Origin of the sequence: Bacteroides sp. HPS0048, from assembly GCF_964240755.1 — a bacterium.
GTDB lineage: Bacteria > Bacteroidota > Bacteroidia > Bacteroidales > Bacteroidaceae > Bacteroides > Bacteroides nordii.
Map to the genome: position 1 here is coordinate 1 of NZ_CAXSVC010000017.1, position 21,000 is coordinate 21,000.

The 21,000-nt window shown below is 40.3% G+C and carries 13 protein-coding genes; 12 read left to right on the top strand and 1 reads right to left on the bottom strand.

Annotated features, from left to right (window positions below):
* The first annotated feature begins 553 nt into the window (after positions 1–553).
* Both ACESQI_RS13985 and ACESQI_RS13990 read left to right on the top strand, forming a co-directional pair.
* Positions 554–1,645, top strand: a complete 1,092-nt coding sequence (locus tag ACESQI_RS13985) for a DUF4434 domain-containing protein (protein ID WP_002558510.1) — start codon at positions 554–556, stop codon at positions 1,643–1,645.
* Positions 1,646–1,654: 9 nt separating this feature from the next.
* Positions 1,655–3,058 carry a sugar porter family MFS transporter gene (locus ACESQI_RS13990; protein WP_002558509.1) on the top strand — a complete coding sequence of 468 codons (1,404 nt, stop codon included), beginning with the start codon at positions 1,655–1,657 and terminating at the stop codon, positions 3,056–3,058.
* A 41-nt stretch (positions 3,059–3,099) separates the two neighbouring features.
* Here ACESQI_RS13990 and ACESQI_RS13995 read toward each other — a convergent pair whose 3' ends face one another.
* A complete protein-coding gene (locus ACESQI_RS13995) occupies positions 3,100–3,870 on the bottom strand; it encodes an endonuclease/exonuclease/phosphatase family protein (RefSeq protein ID WP_002558508.1) in 771 nt (256 codons plus the stop codon).
* Between the two features lie 261 nt (positions 3,871–4,131).
* Here ACESQI_RS13995 and ACESQI_RS14000 point away from each other — a divergent pair, with 261 nt between their 5' ends.
* From ACESQI_RS14000 to ACESQI_RS14045, 10 genes are all read left to right on the top strand, one after another.
* Positions 4,132–4,704: an RNA polymerase sigma factor gene (locus ACESQI_RS14000; RefSeq protein WP_002558507.1), complete on the top strand. Its 573-nt coding sequence runs from the start codon at positions 4,132–4,134 to the stop codon at positions 4,702–4,704.
* Positions 4,705–4,770: 66 nt separating this feature from the next.
* Positions 4,771–5,799, top strand: coding sequence for a FecR family protein (locus ACESQI_RS14005; protein ID WP_007483144.1), 1,029 nt, complete (start codon positions 4,771–4,773; stop codon positions 5,797–5,799).
* 27 nt (positions 5,800–5,826) lie between these two features.
* Complete coding sequence (locus ACESQI_RS14010; protein WP_002558505.1) at positions 5,827–9,132, top strand: TonB-dependent receptor; 3,306 nt, start codon at positions 5,827–5,829, stop codon at positions 9,130–9,132.
* Positions 9,133–9,144: 12 nt separating this feature from the next.
* Entirely contained in the window at positions 9,145–10,908 is a 1,764-nt protein-coding gene (locus tag ACESQI_RS14015; protein ID WP_320908909.1) for a RagB/SusD family nutrient uptake outer membrane protein, read from the top strand.
* 34 nt (positions 10,909–10,942) lie between these two features.
* A complete protein-coding gene (locus tag ACESQI_RS14020; RefSeq protein ID WP_263666857.1) occupies positions 10,943–12,979 on the top strand; it encodes a DUF6259 domain-containing protein in 2,037 nt (678 codons plus the stop codon).
* Between the two features lie 4 nt (positions 12,980–12,983).
* Positions 12,984–14,705, top strand: a complete 1,722-nt coding sequence (locus ACESQI_RS14025; protein WP_373126374.1) for a phosphodiester glycosidase family protein — start codon at positions 12,984–12,986, stop codon at positions 14,703–14,705.
* A 45-nt stretch (positions 14,706–14,750) separates the two neighbouring features.
* Entirely contained in the window at positions 14,751–16,022 is a 1,272-nt protein-coding gene (locus ACESQI_RS14030; protein WP_320969731.1) for a hypothetical protein, read from the top strand.
* Positions 16,023–16,158: 136 nt separating this feature from the next.
* On the top strand, positions 16,159–18,546 hold the full coding sequence (locus ACESQI_RS14035; protein WP_373126376.1) for a beta-glucosidase: 2,388 nt from the start codon (positions 16,159–16,161) through the stop codon (positions 18,544–18,546).
* 62 nt (positions 18,547–18,608) lie between these two features.
* Complete coding sequence (locus tag ACESQI_RS14040) at positions 18,609–19,883, top strand: DUF4855 domain-containing protein (protein ID WP_373126378.1); 1,275 nt, start codon at positions 18,609–18,611, stop codon at positions 19,881–19,883.
* Positions 19,884–19,919: 36 nt separating this feature from the next.
* The gene (locus tag ACESQI_RS14045; RefSeq protein WP_195661071.1) at positions 19,920–20,999 is read left to right on the top strand and encodes a DUF4855 domain-containing protein; all 1,080 of its coding nucleotides are present in this window, start codon (positions 19,920–19,922) and stop codon (positions 20,997–20,999) included.
* Position 21,000: the final 1 nt, after the last annotated feature.

Sequence of the window (21,000 nt, forward strand, 5' to 3'; positions counted from 1 at the left end):
TATCTTTCGTAGTTAACATTTATTAAAGCAATATTCTGCGGAAACATTTGGTTTTAATAGAGTATACGAGGAACGGGGCGATCCTCTACGAAGAACAAACAGACAATACATAAGATATTACAGAATGAAAAGAAAAAAAATAATCATCAATATTAATTGTAAATATAAAATCCAACAATACAATTAACAGAACTTTTAATCGGACTTCTCAAAGGCCAGGGTATACACTTTTACAAACTATATCATTGCCAGTTATTCACTTTCACTCAACTTATAGTTTTTCTTCCCTAATATATTCGGGTCTTTTTATATAATATATCCATTTTATTAGAGTATTTAATAAAATATTTAATTAAATACTTGCAAGTTTATAATTTTATTGTTTTATTTGCCGAAAAGATTGAGACATTCTTAGAAAAACAGGTTTCTAATCTCCTATAAATAGAAGATTAGAAAAAGGATGCACAAAGAAAGTGCAACAAACTACTATCCATTAGAATATATACTATTTTTAGAAAACCAATAATCTGTACAATCATAAAAACCAGGAAATATGAAAATCAACAATCGGAGGGAATTTTTAAAGAAATCAGTATTGGCAGGCACCGCCGCTATTACCTTACCGTCATGGCTCTCTTCATGCATTTCAAAGGAGCGAGAAACTACAACTGACGAAATCCGGAACAAACTCATCGTTCCCACAAATAATGCACTAAAAATAACCGGAACTTTTCTGGATGAAATATCTCATGACATCCCTCATCAGAACTGGGGAGAAAAAGAGTGGGATGCCGATTTCCGACACATGAAAGCAATTGGTATAGATACTGTCATTATGATCCGCTCAGGATATCGTAAATTTATTACTTATCCATCTGAATATCTGATCGGTCAGGGTTGCTATAAACCTTCGGTCGATCTTTTGGATATGTATCTGCGACTGGCTGATAAATATGGTATGAAGTTCTATTTTGGCTTGTACGACTCCGGAAGATATTGGGACACAAATGATCTCACCTGGGAAATAGAACACAACAAACATGTAATTGATGAAGTCTGGAAAAATTACGGAGAGAAGTATAAAAGCTTTCAGGGATGGTATATCAGTACGGAAATCAGCCGGAAAACCAAAGGTGCAATCGGCACATTCCACGCATTAGGAAAACAATGCAAAGATATTTCAAACGGACTGCCTACGTTCATATCTCCATGGATTGACGGAAAAAAAGCTGTACAGGCTTCAAGCGCCATGCTCAGTAGGAAAGATTCAATTTCAGTGAAGGAACACGAAGAAGAATGGGATGAAATATTTGCCGGAATCAGTGATGTAGTAGATGCTTGCGCTTTCCAGGACGGACAGATAGATTATCATGAACTGGATGCCTTCTTTGAAGTAAACAAAAGACTGGCCGATAAATATGGATTGAAATGCTGGACAAATGCCGAATCTTTCGACAGAGATATGCCTATTAAGTTTTTCCCTATTAAATTTGATAAATTACGACTTAAACTTGAGGCAGCTCAAAGAGCCGGATACGATAAAGCCATAACATTTGAATTCTCTCATTTTATGAGCCCGCAGTCAGCTTATCTCCAGGCCGGGCATCTGTATGATCGCTATAAAGAATATTTCGATATCAAATAATAAGCAGAAATGAACCAATCAAAAACAAATATAGGATATATCATATTTCTATCGGTAGTGGCCGCTTTAGGAGGTTTCCTATTCGGATATGACACAGCCGTTATTTCAGGAACAATAGCACAGGTATCACAACAATTCGGGCTAAACACCCTTCAGGCCGGATGGTACGTAGGTTGTGCGTTGATAGGCTCTATCGGTGGTGTCGCCTGCGCCGGAATTCTAAGCGACAGAGGTGGCCGGAAAAACACAATGATTCTCTCGGCCATACTATTTTCGGCATCTGCCATAGGTTGTGCGTTAGCATCCTCCTTCAATGAACTGGTGATATACCGTATTATCGGTGGAGTCGGTATCGGTGTCGTTTCTATTATTTCACCATTATATATATCCGAAGTATCCGTTCCCCAATACCGGGGACGACTGGTATCATTATACCAATTAGCCATAACCATCGGTTTCTTAGGGGCTTATCTGGTCAATTACCAATTAGTGCTTGGAGCCGATGCCGCTGCCCAATCGAGTAACCAATGGATCGTTAAAATCTTTTCAGACGAGATATGGAGAGGAATGTTGGGTATGGAAACAGTTCCGGCATTACTCTTTTTCTTAATCATTTTCTTTATTCCCGAAAGCCCCCGTTGGTTGGTCCTTAAAAATAAAGAAATGCGGGCAAGTCGTATTCTGCAACGAATTTATGGCAGTAAAAGCGAATCCGAGGTACAGATAAGTGCCATACGGCAAGTTGCCGGCGGAGAATCCAAGTCCGAATGGTCTCTACTTTTGCGGCCCGGTATACTCAAAGCAGTAATTATCGGGGCATCCATCGCTATCTTAGGGCAATTCATGGGAGTGAATGCCGTACTTTATTATGGCCCGTCTATCTTTCAGGAAAGTGGCCTCTCCAGTGGAGATTCTCTTTTCTACCAGGTGTTGGTGGGAATGGTTAACATGCTCACTACCGTACTGGCATTGGTTATCATCGATAAGGTCGGACGAAAGAAACTCGTTTATTATGGCGTTTCGGGAATGATAATCTCGTTAGTGCTTATTGCATTTTACTTCATCAAAGGAGCCGAATTGCAAATACCAAGCACTGCATTATTGATATTTTTCCTAAGCTACATATTCTGTTGTGCCATATCCATATGTGCTGTTATCTGGGTACTTCTATCCGAAATGTACCCTATCAAAGTCCGGGGACTGGCTATGTCCATTGCCGGATTCTCGCTTTGGATCGGAACATTCCTCATCGGACAACTTACCCCCTGGATGCTACAGAACCTTACTCCGGCGGGTACATTCCTCATCTTCGCAGGCATGTGCGTTCCATACATTCTGATTATATGGAAATTAGTTCCCGAAACCACCGGAAAAAGCCTCGAAGAAATAGAAAAGAACTGGAATGAAAAATAATTTAATAAATAAAATATATGTAAATAAAACCTAACTATTTATTATTCACGCACATATTCAAGTTCCGTGATAATAGGAAGATGATCTGACAATAATGAGTGAACCGCCTGGGTTCGTACTACTCTCCACCCCTTTTGAGGACGGGCGTATAGATAGTCAATTTTTACTTTAGGTTCCCAGGCGGGAAAAGTTAAAGCCGAATCGGTTGCATCCCACCAATGACGAGCCATAATTTTCTTTATGACTTTAGAATTGGGTTCAGCATTAAAATCTCCGCCAATTATCACAGGATAAGAAGAAGTTTTAAAATAATCAGTGATGTATTGTGCTTGTAATTCGCGAGTTTTCTCGTCTGTCACATCCAAATGGGTGGCTGCAAAAAAGATAGTATCTGATTTCCCAACCTCAAACAATCCTTCAAGAAGAGCGCGAGGTTCCGCCCCTTGAGGATTAGGCAACATTAATTTGTTTACACTTATATAAGGATGTTTGGAAAGTATTCCAATACCGTAATAACCACCACTGAAATGAATCGTTTTTCCATAGAGTCCGAACATATTTGTTTTTCCGGCCAATTCAGAGAGCATATCTCTGCCGTTTTGATGAGGCGCAAGTGTCCGGTGGGTATTTACATCCACCTCTTCAAGAGCTACGAAATCAGGTTGAAAAGCTTTGATGTGTTCCGCTAACTGATCAATAGTTGCAAGTTCACCGAATCTCAGATTATAAGTCATCACCCTGAGTTTCAAAGTGTCCTGAGCATTTATATTCAAAGTGGATAAAAGAATGAGAATAAAAAATAATTTTTTCATGGCATACTCGATTTTGGAAACAAATATATTATTAATATTTATTTTTAGTTACTAATATTGCAATTTATTAACGCAAAAGGATGAAAAGGGCAAGTAATTATCAAATAATTGCATTTTGCAATGATAACTTTAAATTTTAAACGAATTTCAAGTTACAAATGAATTAAGAAACCCGATAAAATCAGATTTTTCAATCCAATAAGACTAAAATAAATAATATTTTTAGAGAACCATCGCAATTATCATACAAATCCGTTTTTTATGAAAAAACAAAACGATATAGAATCTTTTATTTCCGGCAATAGAGAGACCTTTGAATCACTCTACAACAGTTATGTAGGAAAGATTTTCAATTATATAAATTCGTTTATATATGACTCAGACCTGGCGAAAGATATTACTCAAAACACGTTTCTCCAATTATGGGATTCACGATCAAATCTCGATGTGAATGGCAATATTGAAGGCTATATATATTCTATTGCCCGAAATTTATTATTCCGTGAAATACGCCGTCTCAATATCTTTAAAAGTTATGCCATCAAGGTACAGGAAACCGCCAAAGAAGAGGAAGAATCGGACATAGAAGAAAATTTATCACGCGATATGATAGAACAACAAATTCTTTCTCTATTGGCCGAACTTCCGGAAGCACGTCGCAGAATATTCCTGATGAGATGGAGCAAAGGACTGTCTAACAAAGAAATAGCACAGGAACTTTCTATTTCAGAAAAAACCGTTTCTACCCAAATACATCGTACGATTAGTTTTCTTAAGTCCAAAATGGGCTCTGCTTTCATGATCTTTATTTCAGTATCTTCGATAAATTTCTAAAATATTTCATTTTCTTGTAATCCTTTTGTGGGAGCTGTGGATATATACTATAAATAACCACAGAAGATGAAGATAGAACGCATAAAACATTTAATCACGAACCTGCTCACAGGCTCTTCTTCAACATCCGAACGTGCTGAACTGGCCAAATGGATGAATTCTGAAGATGCCGAACGCAATAGCAGGGAAGCATGGGAAAGTGCCTCCGAAGATATTGATGAATCGCTCAAAAGTGAAATATGGAATAACATTCAGCTAAAAATCAAAGGAGCCGTTTCTTCCAAACCTGTATCGCCCAAACATAGCATCAAACGTCGTATTTACTCCATTCCAGGAGTTGCTGCCGCTATTGCAATTATAGTATGCTCAACATTTACTGCATACTTACTATACAATAATTTTGCAGAACATCAAGAGAATATGGAGAGTAACATCTATACTTTTGAAGTGGAACCGGGCCAAAAAGGGAGTATGCGCTTAGCAGACGGTACCATAGTACATTTGAATTCTGCATCTAAGATATCATTTTCCGGTAATTACAATTCCGAAGAGCGCATGGTAAGTCTTAATGGGGAAGCTTATTTTGAAGTAGCCAAAAATCCTGATAAAAGATTTGTTGTAACATGTAACGGAGTAGACATTGAAGCTTTAGGTACTGAATTTAACGTAAAAGCATATCCTACTGACAGCCTTATTACTACTACTCTTGCCAAAGGAAAAGTCAAAGTCTACAACAACAAAGAGAGTGTGACTCTTCTTCCTAACGGAGTAGCTACTTATAATCTGAAACGACAGACTATCAAAGCATCAGTAACTGATGATATTTCAATCGCCAATTATTGGAGAACAGGACAGCTTGTTTGTAATGCCGAACCCTTGTCTTCCATTGCGCAAACCATCGAAAGGATGTATAACGTAAAAATCAATATTAACGATGCAAAGCTGAGAAATATGAAATTCACCGGTACCATTCAGAATAACTCATTAACTAATGTCCTATATGTGATGAGCCTGAGTTATCCGCTGACATATACAGTAACCGACTCTGTAATAACAGTCTCTGCCCAAAAGAATATAATAAAAAAACATAGATAAAAATAAACCAGTTAACAAATTAAGCCTATGAAAAATAATAATTTAAAACCGTTTAAGCTGTTATGCCTGTTAGTGTTATTAGTTATAACCTATCCGGTTCACGCACAGCATTCTGTTAGTATTGCCGATAAAACAATTGCACAGGCAATCAAAATAATTGAGGGAGACACCGGTTATAAGTTCTTTTATGCAGAGAACTTACCGGATTTCACTAAAAAGGTCAGTTTCAAAACAGAGAATAAATCCATTGAAACCATACTCAATAGTTTATTCAAAGATACCGAAATTGCATATATTATTAAAAGTCAGAAACAAATCATCCTGTCAAAAAGGAGTACACAATCAAACCCTCAATCGGTCGGAAAAATTATAATTAAAGGTCAGGTAAAGGGAAGTGACGGTGAAGCTTTGATAGGAGCTTCCATCATATCCGACAACAACGTTGGAACAATCACGGACATTGACGGTAACTATGAGTTACAATTAGAAAAACCGACTACACTAACTTATACGTATATAGGTTATACTCCGCTAAAGATTAAGGTAAACAAATCTGAAATCAAGAACATCATTCTGGATAGTTCCAATGTTCTTCTTGACGATGTAGTAGTCGTAGGATATGGTACCCAAAAGAAAATAAATCTCACGGGATCAGTACAAAGTGTGAACAGCGAAGATATTCTCAGACGAAGTGTTTCTACAGGCTCCGCTGCACTACAGGGTGTAATCCCCGGACTTACTGCCATTCAATCATCTGGTCAACCGGGAGCAGACAATGCCTCTATCAAGATTAGAGGGTTGGGCTCACTGAACTCAGCAACCTCTCCATTGATATTAATCGACGGGGTAGAAGGTGACATGAACCGCATCGATTTGAATTCGGTAGAATCAATTACTGTATTAAAAGATGCAGCTTCTGCCTCCATCTATGGTTCAAGGGCTTCAAATGGGGTAATATTGGTTACCACAAAACGAGGTTCCGAAGGAAAAGTGAAACTAACATTTAATGGCTATATGGGTTATAATAAACCAACCACACTGCCTACGCCTACAAACGCCATCGAGTACATGCAGGCAGTAGATGTGGCACGTGTCAACGCAAGCCAAGAACCATTATACACCCAAACCATCGATATTTATAAAAACGGGGGTGTAGACAACATTAATTATTACGATACGGATTGGCGAAAAGAAGTAATCAAAGACCACGCAACCACCCAAAATTATTCTGTTAGTATCAGTGGCGGTAACAATATAACAAAACTTTTTGCTACAGCAGGATATTATGCACAAAACGGCCTTATCGATAATAACAAATTCACACGAACTTCTTTACGCGTAAACACAGACACCCAAATTAATAAATGGATGAAACTCGGAGTAGATATAGGCATACGCCAGGCTACTGCTAAATCTCCCGTAATGGATACTCCCGCCAATATCATAGGCAAAGCCCTGACCATGACCCCCATCATGTCGGGCATCAACGCCGATGGTACATGGGGGTATGGCATTAACGGAACCAATCCCATTGCTATGGTACAAAGCGGATGTACAACAAATAGTATTGCTCCCGAATATACTGCAAGAACAACTTTGTCTATCGATCCCTTCAAGGGCTTCAATATTTTCGGAGCATATTCATGGAAACGCGCAGATGGCGAAACTAATGCATTTGTAAAACCCTATCAGGTATACGAAAGTGGCGTATCAAAGGGAGAATTTCCAACGACAGGATCATCAAAATCAGAACATAGAACAAAAACAGTTACCAAACAATATAATCTGCAGGGAACTTATGAAAAGAATTTCCATAAGAACTACCTGAAAGCGTTAGTTGGATTTCAAAGCGAAGAATTACATAACACTTATCTGTTAGCCGGTCGTAAAAATTATTATTACGATGGATATGAAGAACTTGTAAATGGTGACGTTAGTACCGCATCGAATTCCAGTTCAAAATACGCATGGTCTATGCTGTCATACTTCTTTAGACTAAATTATGCATACAATGACAGATATCTGCTCGAAGTCAACGGTCGCTACGATGGTACTTCAAGATTCAAGAAAGGACATCGCTGGGGTTTCTTCCCTTCGGTATCCGCCGGATGGAGAATATCCGAAGAGAACTTCTTTGAATCGGCTAAAAGTGTAGTAAGCAATCTGAAACTAAGAGCCTCCTATGGAGAATTAGGTAACCAGGCTATCAGTGGCTATTATCCCTATGCTTCATCTATAGGAAGCACTACCACCTATGGATATTGGTTTGATAAAGAGCTTGCTGCCGGTGTCGCACAGATTCAGTTGGCTAACGAAGCAATAACCTGGGAAAAATCAAAACAAATTAATGCGGGTATCGATATTGGTATGTTTAATAACCGTTTGAATGCAACCTTCGATTATTATATAAAAAATATCACAGACATGCTTCAGCAATTCCCCGTTCCATTGTTCGTAGGAATGACGGCTCCATGGGAAAACGCCGGTTCGATGAGAAACAGCGGTTGGGAACTTTCGCTATCCTGGCAAGACCGTATCGGTAGTGTAAACTACTACGTCAAAGGAAATCTTTCTGATGTAAAAAACAAAGTAATAGACTTATATGGGAAAGAGTACGTAGGCACTACAACAATCACCAAAGAAGGCGAAGAATATAACTCATGGTACGGATACGTTGCCGACGGTTATTTCCAAAGCCGGGAAGAGATCAACAACTCTCCCGTATACGGTGGTAATCCCAACAATATAAAACCGGGATATATTAAATATAAAGATATCAGCGGTCCGGATGGAGTTCCCGATGGAAAAATAGATAATTACGACCGTACGATACTCGGCAACTCTACTCCGCGATATGAATTCGGACTGACATTAGGCGGCGATTGGAAAGGTCTTGATTTCTCCTTGTTCTTTCAGGGAGTGGGTAAAAGAGATGTATATTACTCCGGAGCAGGGGCACGTGCTTTATCCGGCAATTACACGATATATAAATATCAACTGGATTATTGGACTGAGGACAACCCCCATGCAAAATTCCCGATTTTACTTGAAGATCCCAGCGGAACCAATCCAAACAATATGATATCAAGCTTCTGGGTAAAAAGCGGAGCCTATTGCCGCCTGAAAAATATTGTATTAGGATATACGCTGCCGCAAACATGGATACAGAAAGCTGCGCTATCCAAAGTGAGAATTTATGCAAGTGCACAGAATCTGTTTACCATAAAAAACAACTTTTACGAAGGTTTCGACCCTGAAAACAGTATCGGATCAGGCGCAAGCTGCTATCCGTTGAACAAGACATTTATATTCGGACTCAATGTGGAATTTTAATTGATGAAAAAGATGAAAAAGACAACCTTATATAATTTAATAGCTACGTTTTTTATCACGATGGGTGTTAGCTCATGTGCCGATTTTCTCGACCAGGAAAACCCTGCCTACGATGCCGAAGGATTCTATGCAACCGAAGCAGGATTGAAAGAAGGCGTTACCGGTATTTATCCTCTTTTGTATTTCGATATGAACTGGGCAGTACCTGCATGTATTGTGCTCGACCATTATACGGCATACGGACTCGAACAAGATGAAAATAGTTCGATTGGTGCAGGGGGAACGTTAAATCCCGACAATGGAAAGATTCAGGCGTTCTGGACCGGAGAATATCAAATAGCCGCCCGTGCCAATTCTGTAATTTACGGTGCCAAAGATGCCGTAGCAGGAATGAGTGATGCGGCCAGGCAGTATTATGCCGAAGCACGCGTACTAAGGGCTTATGCTTATTATAATCTTATATCGGCATTTGGCGATGTACCTTTCTTTACTGCTCCTGTAACTATCGATGAGTACAAGGTAGGACGTACTCCAAAAGGAGAGATTATCGATTTTCTGATAAAAGACCTGAACGATGCTGCCGATTATCTCCCGTGGACCGCAGCCCAACGGGGACGGGTAGACAAAGCCGTCGCATACGGATTAATAGCACGTATAGGATTATTTGGTGGAAGCTTTAATGTAGAAAATAAAGCCGCCGAGTACTTCAGCATAGCCGCCGATGCAGCAAGTAAGGTGATCGGTAAACGTAAATTGGCACCCAAATTCTCCGACTTGTTCAATCTGACCGGCCAGGCTAAGAGTGAAGTCCGAGACGAACTGTTATGGGAATTAATGTATTCTACAAACGGAACGAAAAAATTGCATACAGTAGGTTATGGACATTCATCGCGTAACTATGCATCATCGGTACGTTTCCCGAGTTCTCTGATTGTAGATACTTACGAATGTATCGATGGAAAACGTATAGACGAATCTCCTCTTTATGACCCGAAACAGCCTACCTTAAACAGAGATCCGCGTTTTAATGCCACATTAGCAGGACATGGTGACACAATAAACTATACCATTACCGACGGCAATAACCCTCAAAAACTTATTCTAAACATTTATGATGATAAAACCCGGTTCTATCCCCGTAGAAACGCCTGGTATACCGCACCGAATGTAGATGTCACTTCTACCAGCCCCTCACTTGTGAACAGTGGAGTAGGATATTTATGGCGCAAATATGCCGATGAAAATACCGAATTGCTGATGAGTTCTTCAAGCAATCTTATTCTGATGCGTTACGCCGAGATACTCCTTTCGTATGCCGAAGCCAAAATTGAACTCAATGAGTTGGACGAATCGGTATATTCGGCCATTAACGAAGTACGCAAACGCGCCGGAATGCCGGAGGTTTCGACAGACAGGAAAGGAGATCAAAACAAAATGCGACAGTTAATACGACGCGAACGCAAAGTTGAATTGGCGCTCGAAGGATTACTCTTCGTTGATGTTCGGCGCTGGGGTATAGGTGATATGCTTAACGAGCATCCCTCTTACGGACAACCTAAACCGGACATCAGATATGAAGGATTAGAGCCAACTGATATTCCTGATTTTAAGACAGACGAACGGCACGACCTTAATGATATTCCTTCATATGAGGCTTATAAAGACAAACTCAGGGTGCGCGACAGAAACAGATATTGGGATCCGAAATTCACATGGTGGCCTATCCCACGTTTGGAAACAGACCGCGACCCGAATCTTACTAACCCTGATTATTGATAATCACCATATAATACCCGTAAACTCATAGATTATGACGAAAAGTTGTTTAATATCTATTCTTGTCTCTCTCGTAAGCTTAACTGCATCGTGGGGCCAAGCCAAAGGTACGCAAATTACCGAAACCGACTCGACCGTGACACTCCGGAATAGCAAAGTGAGAGTTGAATTTCCTAAGGGCGAAGCTTTCGATATCTCGAAACTCACCCTTAGCGGAAAAGAATTAATATTGGGCAAAGGATATAATACTGTTCCGTGGACACTCACCTATAAAGGTCCCCAAGGAGAAAATCCGGTGCTTTTCCCTTCTCATGGAGAATATACCGGATGGTCGAAAGGAACAAAAAACGGTAATACTGCCATTGCTTTCAAGTGGAACATGAGACTCACTTACAATGATTTGGTCCCGGTGGTAATGACTGTTTCTGTTCCTGACGATTCAGAACTTATCTATTGGGATATCCAGGCGGGAACTCCCGAAGGTTGGTTGATAAGTAATACCCAGTTTCCACGCGTAACCGTAACGCGTCCTGATGATGCCAAATTAATCACCTCAGCAGGCTGGGGTGCGGAGTACGAGCTGAAGAATCCTCAGGTGTATTCTTCAAGCTACCCTTCGGTAACCGGTTCTATGCAGCTCCTGCTTCTTCACAATTCAGACGGTTCAGTCTATTACGCTACCGAAGATAAAGAAGCTTGCGGCAAAGACTTCAGAGCTGCCGTAGGCGAAAAGAGTGTTACTCTATTAACAGATATTGTAGCTTCCGAAGGTTGGTCGGACGATACAACCGAAACATTTACTGTTCCATGGTCAACAGTTATCGGATATTCAAATATCGGTTGGCAAGATGCCGCAACGAAATGGTACCGCCCTTTCACTTTTACTACCGAATGGGGAAGTAAACCTTTGGCATCCCGTAATATACCACAGTGGCTTTTGGATACCGATATCTGGATTAGAGCAAAAGGAGTAAACGACACCGTAAGAAGTGCCGTAAATAAAGCCATCGACCTGTATGGCAAAAACACCTTTGTTCACTGGTACTTCTGGCACCATTATCCTTATGATACGCATTATCCCGACTACTTCCCGCCAAAAGCCGGCTTTGCCGACATGATAGCCGAAGTAAGGAAAAGAGGTTGTCATACCGTTCCCTACATTAACGGCCGGTTGTGGGATCCTGACAGTGACAGCTATAAAACTCTGAACGGGGCTTCTGCCTCGTGCAGAAAACCAGACGGTACACTTTATACCGAAATTTACCCAACGTCACAGGTATTGAACACTGTCACCTGTCCCGCATCCGGACTGTGGCAAAACATCATAACCGATCTTGTAATAAAAATCCAAAAAGAGTTGAAAACAAACGGAGTATATATCGACCAGATAGCGGCAGCAGCCCCTCAGCCCTGCTGGGCTACCAACCATGGACATGCCTGTGGCGGAGGTGATTACTGGCATAAATCTTACCGTCATCTGATGGACTCTCTCCGTACTCATCACCTGGAACCGGGCAACATACTTATAAGCGAGGAAAATGCGGAATGTTACATCGATATGTTCGATTTGTTGCTTACGGTCAATTCTCCTCACAACGGCTGCAAGATTGTGCCTTTGTTCCCGATGGTTTATTCCGACAGGCTCATCACCTCGGCTTATACTTACTCTCCTACCGACAGAGTGAATCGTGGTGATTTTCTGTATCAAACCATGCAATGCTTTCTGTATGGCTCCCAATTAGGATGGGTAGATCCAACTTTGTTAATGAAAGACGAAGCCAAAAGAGAAGCTAATTTTTTAAAGACTCTTTCTACGTTACGCAAAAAACAACATGACGTTTTTGTTGGCGGAAGATATATAAAAGAAATCATACCGGAAGGAGATAATCCGTCAATAGATGTCCCCGGATTCGGAGAGATGAATGTTGTTGCCGGTTCCGAATGGCTCTCTTCTAAAGGTCAGAAAGTTCAATATTACGTGAATATGGACAGTGTCGATCATGAAATAGTATTGCCTGACCATAAAAAGATTACTGTAAAAGCCCTGCAAGGCATAAGAATAAATTTATAGAGTCATGAAAAACAGATATTCTTTACCATTATTTTTATTGAGTTGCCTCACATTCAGCTCTTTTGCTTCCAATACCTGGAAACTGCAAAATGTCGAATATCGTGTGGATACTTTATCGCACATAGTGATAGGTCCCGGAACTACCCAAACAACTTTAGCTCTGGAAGGACCGGTAAAGCTACGTGTGTTTTATACAACCACCGATATGACCAACCCGAATGTAAACCTGAAATTAATAATGGGGAAAGATAATCTGACAAGTAACGTAACCGTACCGAACATGCCGGCATCTCACAACGATCCCGAAAATATATATTTTGCCGGGGTGAATGCCGATTTCATTGGTGGTATGGGCCCTGTAGGTACAACTGTGGCAGATGGCGAACTCTATAAGAGTTATAAGGGAACCGGCTGGTATGCAATAGGTATTGATAAAGATAAGAAATTCTGTTCTGGTGCCCCCTATACGACATTTAAATTAGTCTCGCCAAATGCCGGACAGGCATCTATCAAAGCTGTCAATGCAGTACGTAGCGATAATGAACTGATATTATTCACTTCGCGTAAAGGAAGTACTACAGGTACCAAAGGTGCGGGAGTAGAAGTAGGAGCTGTACCTGTCGATGGCCCATTGAAAGCCGAGGGAACAACTAAAATGCGTGTCACCATTGCACCGGTCAAAGACGTTGGCAATATGTCAATCCCGGAAGGAGGGTTTGTCTTATCCGGTACAGGATTTACAGCAAATACATTAGCCAAAATGCAATTAGGTGAAGAGTTTGAAGTGACTCCAACCCTCTATTTTGACAACGTAGTGAAAACAGATATCATGGAAATGTGCGGCGGATGCCCGATACTCTTACAGGGAGGCAAAATCCTTGAAACGCAAGGTGCATTGGATCATCTGGCCAACCGGGAACCCCGTACGGCAATAGGCTATAATTCGGACGGGACAAAGGCCATACTGCTGGTTGTCGATGGTCGCCAAACAGGAGTATCGGTCGGTGTACCTTCAAAAGACCTGGCTGCAATCATGCTCAATCTGGGATGTACGGAGGCTCTGAATTTCGATGGCGGCGGTTCCTCTACTTTATATGTCAAAGAATTGGGAGTGGTCAATACACCAAGTGAAGGGAGCCTGAGAGCAGTCAAAAACGGACTGTTTATCACAACTCCCGTCACTGAGGACAAGGTAATAGCAGAAATTCGCTTTGCCGACTACGCTAAAAAAGTGGAACGCAATAGTTATTACTCTCCGGTGATATACGGCTACAATGCACAGGGTGTGTTGATTGATACGAATGTAAAAGGAATCATGCTTTCCTGCAGTGCGAAATTGGGAAAAGTACAAGAAAACGGGAGTACGGTACTGTGTAATGGTACAGGTACTCAACTACTAACAGCCTCTTTAGATGAATTGACATCAACAATACTCGTTACAGTAGAAAGTTCCGGAACAGGAATAACTTCCATAGCTGATGGAGACAAGGATGTAAATATCTACCCCAACCCCATAAGAACAGGAGAGCAAGCCCGTATCAATTTCAACGGAAGCGCAAAAATAAATATTTATAATGCTACCGGACAATTGGTAAACAGTTTTAATTGTGAAAATAGCGAAGACGCCGCGGTAACACTACCGACCGAATCGTTAAGCCCAGGGTTTTATATGATTTCAATATCAGGTGAAACATCCAATAAGATAGCCAAATTACTGATACAGTAATTCAATCAAAAATAGTTCTATTGTTTAACTTAAATTTCAAAGGTGATGAAAAAACAATTACTTACAGCAGCGTTAATGCTAACCGGCATGTTCGCTTTGACTCCTTCTGTTGCAGATGCGAAGTCTACTATGGATTCAAATCTTACTTTGTTATGGATGAACACGGATGTGGCTCCATTGACATTGGACGTACGCCAAGGTTTTGGTAGAGATGGAAAATTCTATCTTCAAAACAAGGCAGCCAAGACAATCGAAGTATGGAATGAAACCGGAAAAATCCAAGAAATTCCTTCCGGAGCAGGTACTAACATTACTTTCGATGATGCAGGAAACATCCTCGTACGTATCGGTACATTTCCTGATCCTTTTAACAAGGATATCAATGAATTGAGAATTATTCCTGCCGACGGCTCAGCAGCGATAGATATTGCATTAAGCGGTATCACAGGAGGACGTCTCGACTTTTGGGGACATGTTCAAGGCAACGTACTTGATAAGGAAACCGGCGGTATCATATACATGGGTACCACCTATTACCCCCAGCTGGTAGAAATACCTATCATAGACGGTAAACAAGATGTGGCCAACACATACACTTACACATATGCAAGCCCCTTCGAAGTCGCAGGAAACTTTGCCACTACTACGATCATCTCAGCTTGGGAAGGAAAAGAAAATGTGTCTATTTTAAGTCCGTTATTTAATAAGACGAATTGCAATTCCATCCAAAAATTATCATTGGATGAAGACGGAAACTGGTCGCACGACTCTTATTATATAACACCCCGCCACAGCGGATGCGCAGGATTCTATATCTTCAAACTCGGAGGACAAGATTACATCGTATATCCTTCCGGCTCAAACAACGCTGACGGCTTCACCGTATCAAAACTGGCTACGAAAGCTATCCCTGATGTTGAAGAGAGTGATGAATCGGTAAGAATAGCAACAAAATATTCAGAACAAAAAGATGATGGTAATCCCATGTATATCGGCAACGCTTTCTACGGAAATCATCTTTCGGCTGAAGCTATCAGCGAAACCCAGGCTCATATTTATCAATACTTCCCCAGTGGATACATTGCAAAATATTTATTCACAGTTGAAGGTGGTACCGGTGTTGCAAAAGTAGAAACTCCCAAAGCAACAATTATCGGTGGTAAGGGTGAAATAACCATCGAAGGTGAACCGACTTTTATCGAGGTTTATACCATTGGCGGTACTCTTATAAGCCGAAACGAACACAATGTTAAGTGCATTCCGGGAACATATATTGTTAAAACAGATAACAATGTAACTAAAGTTATGGTTAAGTAAATGCCATTCGTTCAAATATCATTTTCTTAACATAACCAGTTACACAGGATAACAGAGAGAAGAGGTTGTAGTATTTTCTTTCTACAGCCTCTTTTTATCAATCACATTTACCTAACTATAAGAAACCATCTACACCATGAAGAAAGCCATAATACCTATATTATACGCTCTCGTCTTTTCATTTGGCAACGTACTGGCCGGTAATAAGCCATTACCTAAAGATATAAATTCGATTATAAACCAACTTACTTTAGAACAAAAAGCCCGGCTTCTGGTAGGATGTACGGGTAGTGATAACGGCTTAAGCCACATGGTTGCAGGTTCCGCAGGATATACCTTTCCTATCGATTCTTTAGGCATTCCCTCCATCAACCTGGCAGATGGTCCGGTCGGTGTACGAATCACCCCTGTTCCATCGAATTGGAAATACATCATATATGATTCTCTGGGCATCCCCTCTACAGGCCCGGCAGAAAACCCGGTAAGCGGGAAATCCCCCTATCCAATTAAAAAATACACCTCTTATTGCACCTGTTTCCCCTCCACTACCGCATTAGCCGCCACCTGGAATAAAGACATAGCACGACTGGAAGGCAATGCAATAGGCGATGAAGCCAGGGCATATGGTGTCGATATCGTACTTACACCGGGAATCAATATCATGCGCAATCCTCTTTGCGGACGCAATTTTGAATATTTCTCCGAAGACCCTTACCTCTCAGGCATCATGGGAGCAGCCATGATTAACGGAATTCAGGACAAAGGCATTGGGACCAGCCTAAAGCATTTTATAGCCAATAATCAGCAAACCGGCAAACTCTATAACGACGCACGCATCTCACAACGCGCACTACGCGAAATTTATCTCAAAGGATTCGAAATCTGTATAAAAAACTCCGATCCATGGACCGTAATGGGTTCTTATAACAAAATTGGAGGTAAATATACTCAGGCTAATCCGGAACTACTTCAAACAATTCTTCGCGACGAGTGGAAGTACAACGGACTGATAGTGACCGATTGGTATAAAAAAAGGGATACCGCCGACCAGCTTAACGGTGGAACAGATTTAATGATGCCGGGAGAACAATCTCAAATAGACGAAATAATAGCCGGAGTAAAAAGTGGCCGGATCAGTGAAGCTACTTTAAACAAAAGTGTAAAATATACATTGGAACTCATTTTCAAATCTATTTCTTATAAAAACTGGAAGTATACAGAAGCTCCCAACCTTTCCGAAAATGCAGAATTAGCGCGTAGTATAGCCACCGAAGGAATGGTATTACTGAAAAATGACAACTCTTTTCTTCCCATACCCAAAGGGACTAAAATTGCTCTGTTCGGTGCTACTGCATACAAGTCTATTGCAGGCGGTACAGGTTCATCAAATGTAAATAAAGCTCATATTACTGATATATCTACCGGACTTGAAAATGGCGGCTATCAACTCAACAACAGATTGAAAGGAATCTACACAAAATTCGTAGAATTCCAGAATGATCTTCTTGATAAACACCCCCAAAGTACTGACTGGGAAAAATTATCTTATAACAGGACAGTCATTCCCGAAATGGATCTGACAAAGGCAGAAAATACCATCGAACAGGAAGCTAAAAATTCTGATATTGCACTAATCGTTATCGGTAGAGGCTCCGGAGAAGAATCCGACAGAAGGTTAGAGGGAGATTTCTATCTTACTCCCGAAGAAAAATTTATGATCGATAAAGTATCCTCCCAATTTCATGCCTTAGGAAAAAAAGTAGTTGTAGTAATGAATGTCTGCGGCGTAATGGAAATGAATTCCTGGAAAGAGAAACCGGACGCTATACTGCTGGCATGGTTTCCGGGGCAAGAATGTGGAGATGCCATAACAGATATAATTAGTGGGAAAGTAAACCCTTCCGGAAAACTCCCGATGACTTTCCCGACAGATTATTTCGATATTCCTTCTTCTAAAAACTTTCCAATGGTAGGAGAGACCAAGAGTGGCAAAAATTTCGATTATACCAATTATGAAGAAGATATATGGGTGGGCTACCGTTACTTTAATACAGTAAAGCAATCGATTGTTTATCCTTTCGGATATGGACTATCTTATACCAATTTCTCTTTCAGCAAACCCAAAATAGAAAGAAAAAATAATAAATGGATCGCAAATATTGAGGTGACCAATACAGGTAATGTATCCGGCAAGGAAGTGGTACAACTCTATATTTCTGCTCCTGAAACCTTCATTCAAAAACCCGATATAGAATTAAAAGCCTTTGGAAAAACCCGGGAGTTAAAACCCGGAGAAAGTGAAATAATAAAACTTCAGTTTACCGATTATGATATAGCTTCATTCGATGAAAACAATTCGCAATGGCTTACATCAAAAGGGAAATATCTCCTGTCTTTCGGTTCTTCAAGTAATGACCTTAAGGTTACCATTCCATTCAGTATCCGTAAAGATAAAACCTGGAAAGTGAATGATGTACTAAAACCCGTTGAGAAAGTAAACGTTATGAAACTCTCCATTAAATAACCGGTTTACAAAAACGATTACTACCATTATTGAAAAAAGTCATAACTGATAAAAAGAAAAGAATGTTTATCACAACACTTAAAAAAAAATATATAACACTTATAGTCATAATAAGTATCCTTACCGGAGTAAATACGACACTGGCAGCTTACCAGACTGATGTAATATCAGATATGGCTCTTATCTATCAGGGAGGTACTCATCGCCCCGAATGGACGGAAGACGAACTACGTCCCTATGTCATACATACTTTTGCCGATGGACGTATGGACTGGTTTTTCGACTCTTTTTTATTTTTTGAATTTACAGATAACTGGCAGATAGCATTCGGGTATAATTATGGAGCACGAAATGCCAGAAAGAGTGATTGGGAATGGTTACTCAACAGAATCTTTGAAAAAGGTAAATCCCTCGATGCATTGAATTCGTGTATCGAACATTATAAAACGATTATCGGAGAACCTCAGTTTAAACACAAAATAGTATTAGGGGTAGTATCGCCTATTACTGATCAAACCGATTGGGGAAGCCTTGATGGAGAAGTATTAAACTTTGCACATCGGAATGACCAGATAAAAGCTGCAAAATGGTACATTGACCAACTCACAGAACGATTTAACGAAGGAGCATACGAGAATCTCGAACTAACAGGGTTTTATTGGCTTGAGGAGAGCACTGCTAAATGCGGAGATTTACCAAAAGATGTAAGTGACTATATCCACCAACTGGATAAACGATTTTACTGGATTCCATACTGGAATGCTCAGGGGTATAACTTATGGAGAAAGTTAGGATTTGATACTGCTTTTTTACAACCGAATCATTTCTTTGACAAAGAGATAGCAGATGATCGCCTCCTTCAGGCATGCAATACTGCAAATAAATTCAATATGGGATTGGAAGTAGAGTTCGATAGTCGTGTATTATACGAAAACGAAGATTCATATTACAGTAGACTGGAGAGTTATATCAATGCTTTTGAAAAGAATAATGTCTTTGAAAATTCGGCAATAGCCTATTACTCAGGAACAAAAGGTATACTTGATATGTATCGTTCAAATTCTATCGAAAACACTCTTATTCTTGATAGAATAGCCAATCATATATTAAAAAGGCGTAGCCGGAGCGTAGGTATTGAAACTACCAATGACCCGAAGACTGATGTTATTGTGGCAGGGGGTATCGGAGAATTACGTATAGAGGGAATCGCCGAATCGATCAAGATATACACTATAAATGGAATACTTGTCAGTGAAAATACCAGAAAGCTACAATGCGCACCAGGTGTTTATATAGTAAAAATTGACGGAGAAACCAGAAAAGTTATTGTACGATAATAAACTAATAGAAACTTATTTATAAAAAGAACAAACATGAAAAAGATTTTATATTTCTTAGTGATACTAATCATTGTAGCTCCTATACATCTGATAGAAGCTCAAAATAGTCAAAAGAACAAGTATAAAACCAGTAAGATCAGAGATCTTGCATTAATATACCAGGGAGGTGTACAGAGAATCGACTGGACTCCTGATCAGTTTGTCCCGTATGTCACCCATCAGTTTGCCAACGGCACGAAAGACTGGTTATTCGATGGCTTTCTGTTCCTCGAGTTTGCCGATGGTAAAGGTCATAATTATGCCTATGGATATGCCAAAAAGCAGGCACGAAAAATAGAGTGGGAATGGCTTCTCGACAGGTTGTTTGAAAAAGGGAAAGCGCTGGATGCATTAAACCAGTGCATTGAAAATGAGAAAAAAAACATCGGAAAACCATCCTTCAAACATCAAGTCATTTTAGGAATTGCTATACCATTACCTAAACAAAAAGACTGGGGAAGCATCGATGGAAATCCTCTTGATTTTAATCAACAGTCTGACCAGGTTAAAGCAGCCCAATGGTATATAGACCAACTCATGACCCGTTTTAAAAAAGCTAAATACAAAAATCTGGAACTTGCCGGTTTCTACTGGGTAGATGAAGATATAGCAACCTGTAAAGATCTTCCTAAATATGTAAGTCAATACATCCACTCAAAGAAAAAAGAGTTTGTATGGATCCCCTATTGGAAGGCCAAAGGATACGAACAGTGGAAAGACTTGGGATTTGATATCGCATATCAACAGCCGAACCATTTCTTCACAAAGGATATCCCTGACTCCCGGCTGGACGAAGCTTGTGAACTCGCTTTGAACAATGGAATGGCTATGGAATTCGAATGTGACAGCAAGGCTCTTTACGATTGTGAGGATTCTTCGTATGACAGAATGTTAGCCTACATCGAGGCATTTGAGAAACACAAAGTATTTGAGACCTCTGCCATTGCATATTACACCGGAAGTAAAGGATTTATTGACATGTATAATTCTACTTCTCCGGAGGATAAGAAGATTATGGATCGCCTGGCACGTCATATTACTGCCCGTAGAAATATGAAAGCATTAACCAAATAGA

What these genes read in the sequence shown, in the direction of transcription:
- ACESQI_RS14000 (WP_002558507.1), top strand. Translation starts at nt 4,132, where the DNA reads ATGAAAAAACAAAACGATATAGAATCTTTTATTTCCGGCAATAGAGAG.
- ACESQI_RS14030 (WP_320969731.1), top strand. Translation starts at nt 14,751, where the DNA reads ATGAAAAAACAATTACTTACAGCAGCGTTAATGCTAACCGGCATGTTC.
- ACESQI_RS14025 (WP_373126374.1), top strand. Translation starts at nt 12,984, where the DNA reads ATGAAAAACAGATATTCTTTACCATTATTTTTATTGAGTTGCCTCACA.
- ACESQI_RS14040 (WP_373126378.1), top strand. Translation starts at nt 18,609, where the DNA reads ATGTTTATCACAACACTTAAAAAAAAATATATAACACTTATAGTCATA.
- ACESQI_RS14035 (WP_373126376.1), top strand. Translation starts at nt 16,159, where the DNA reads ATGAAGAAAGCCATAATACCTATATTATACGCTCTCGTCTTTTCATTT.
- ACESQI_RS14045 (WP_195661071.1), top strand. Translation starts at nt 19,920, where the DNA reads ATGAAAAAGATTTTATATTTCTTAGTGATACTAATCATTGTAGCTCCT.
- ACESQI_RS14015 (WP_320908909.1), top strand. Translation starts at nt 9,145, where the DNA reads ATGAAAAAGACAACCTTATATAATTTAATAGCTACGTTTTTTATCACG.
- ACESQI_RS14005 (WP_007483144.1), top strand. Translation starts at nt 4,771, where the DNA reads ATGAAGATAGAACGCATAAAACATTTAATCACGAACCTGCTCACAGGC.
- ACESQI_RS14020 (WP_263666857.1), top strand. Translation starts at nt 10,943, where the DNA reads ATGACGAAAAGTTGTTTAATATCTATTCTTGTCTCTCTCGTAAGCTTA.
- ACESQI_RS14010 (WP_002558505.1), top strand. Translation starts at nt 5,827, where the DNA reads ATGAAAAATAATAATTTAAAACCGTTTAAGCTGTTATGCCTGTTAGTG.
- ACESQI_RS13985 (WP_002558510.1), top strand. Translation starts at nt 554, where the DNA reads ATGAAAATCAACAATCGGAGGGAATTTTTAAAGAAATCAGTATTGGCA.
- ACESQI_RS13995 (WP_002558508.1), bottom strand. Translation starts at nt 3,870, where the DNA reads ATGAAAAAATTATTTTTTATTCTCATTCTTTTATCCACTTTGAATATA.
- ACESQI_RS13990 (WP_002558509.1), top strand. Translation starts at nt 1,655, where the DNA reads ATGAACCAATCAAAAACAAATATAGGATATATCATATTTCTATCGGTA.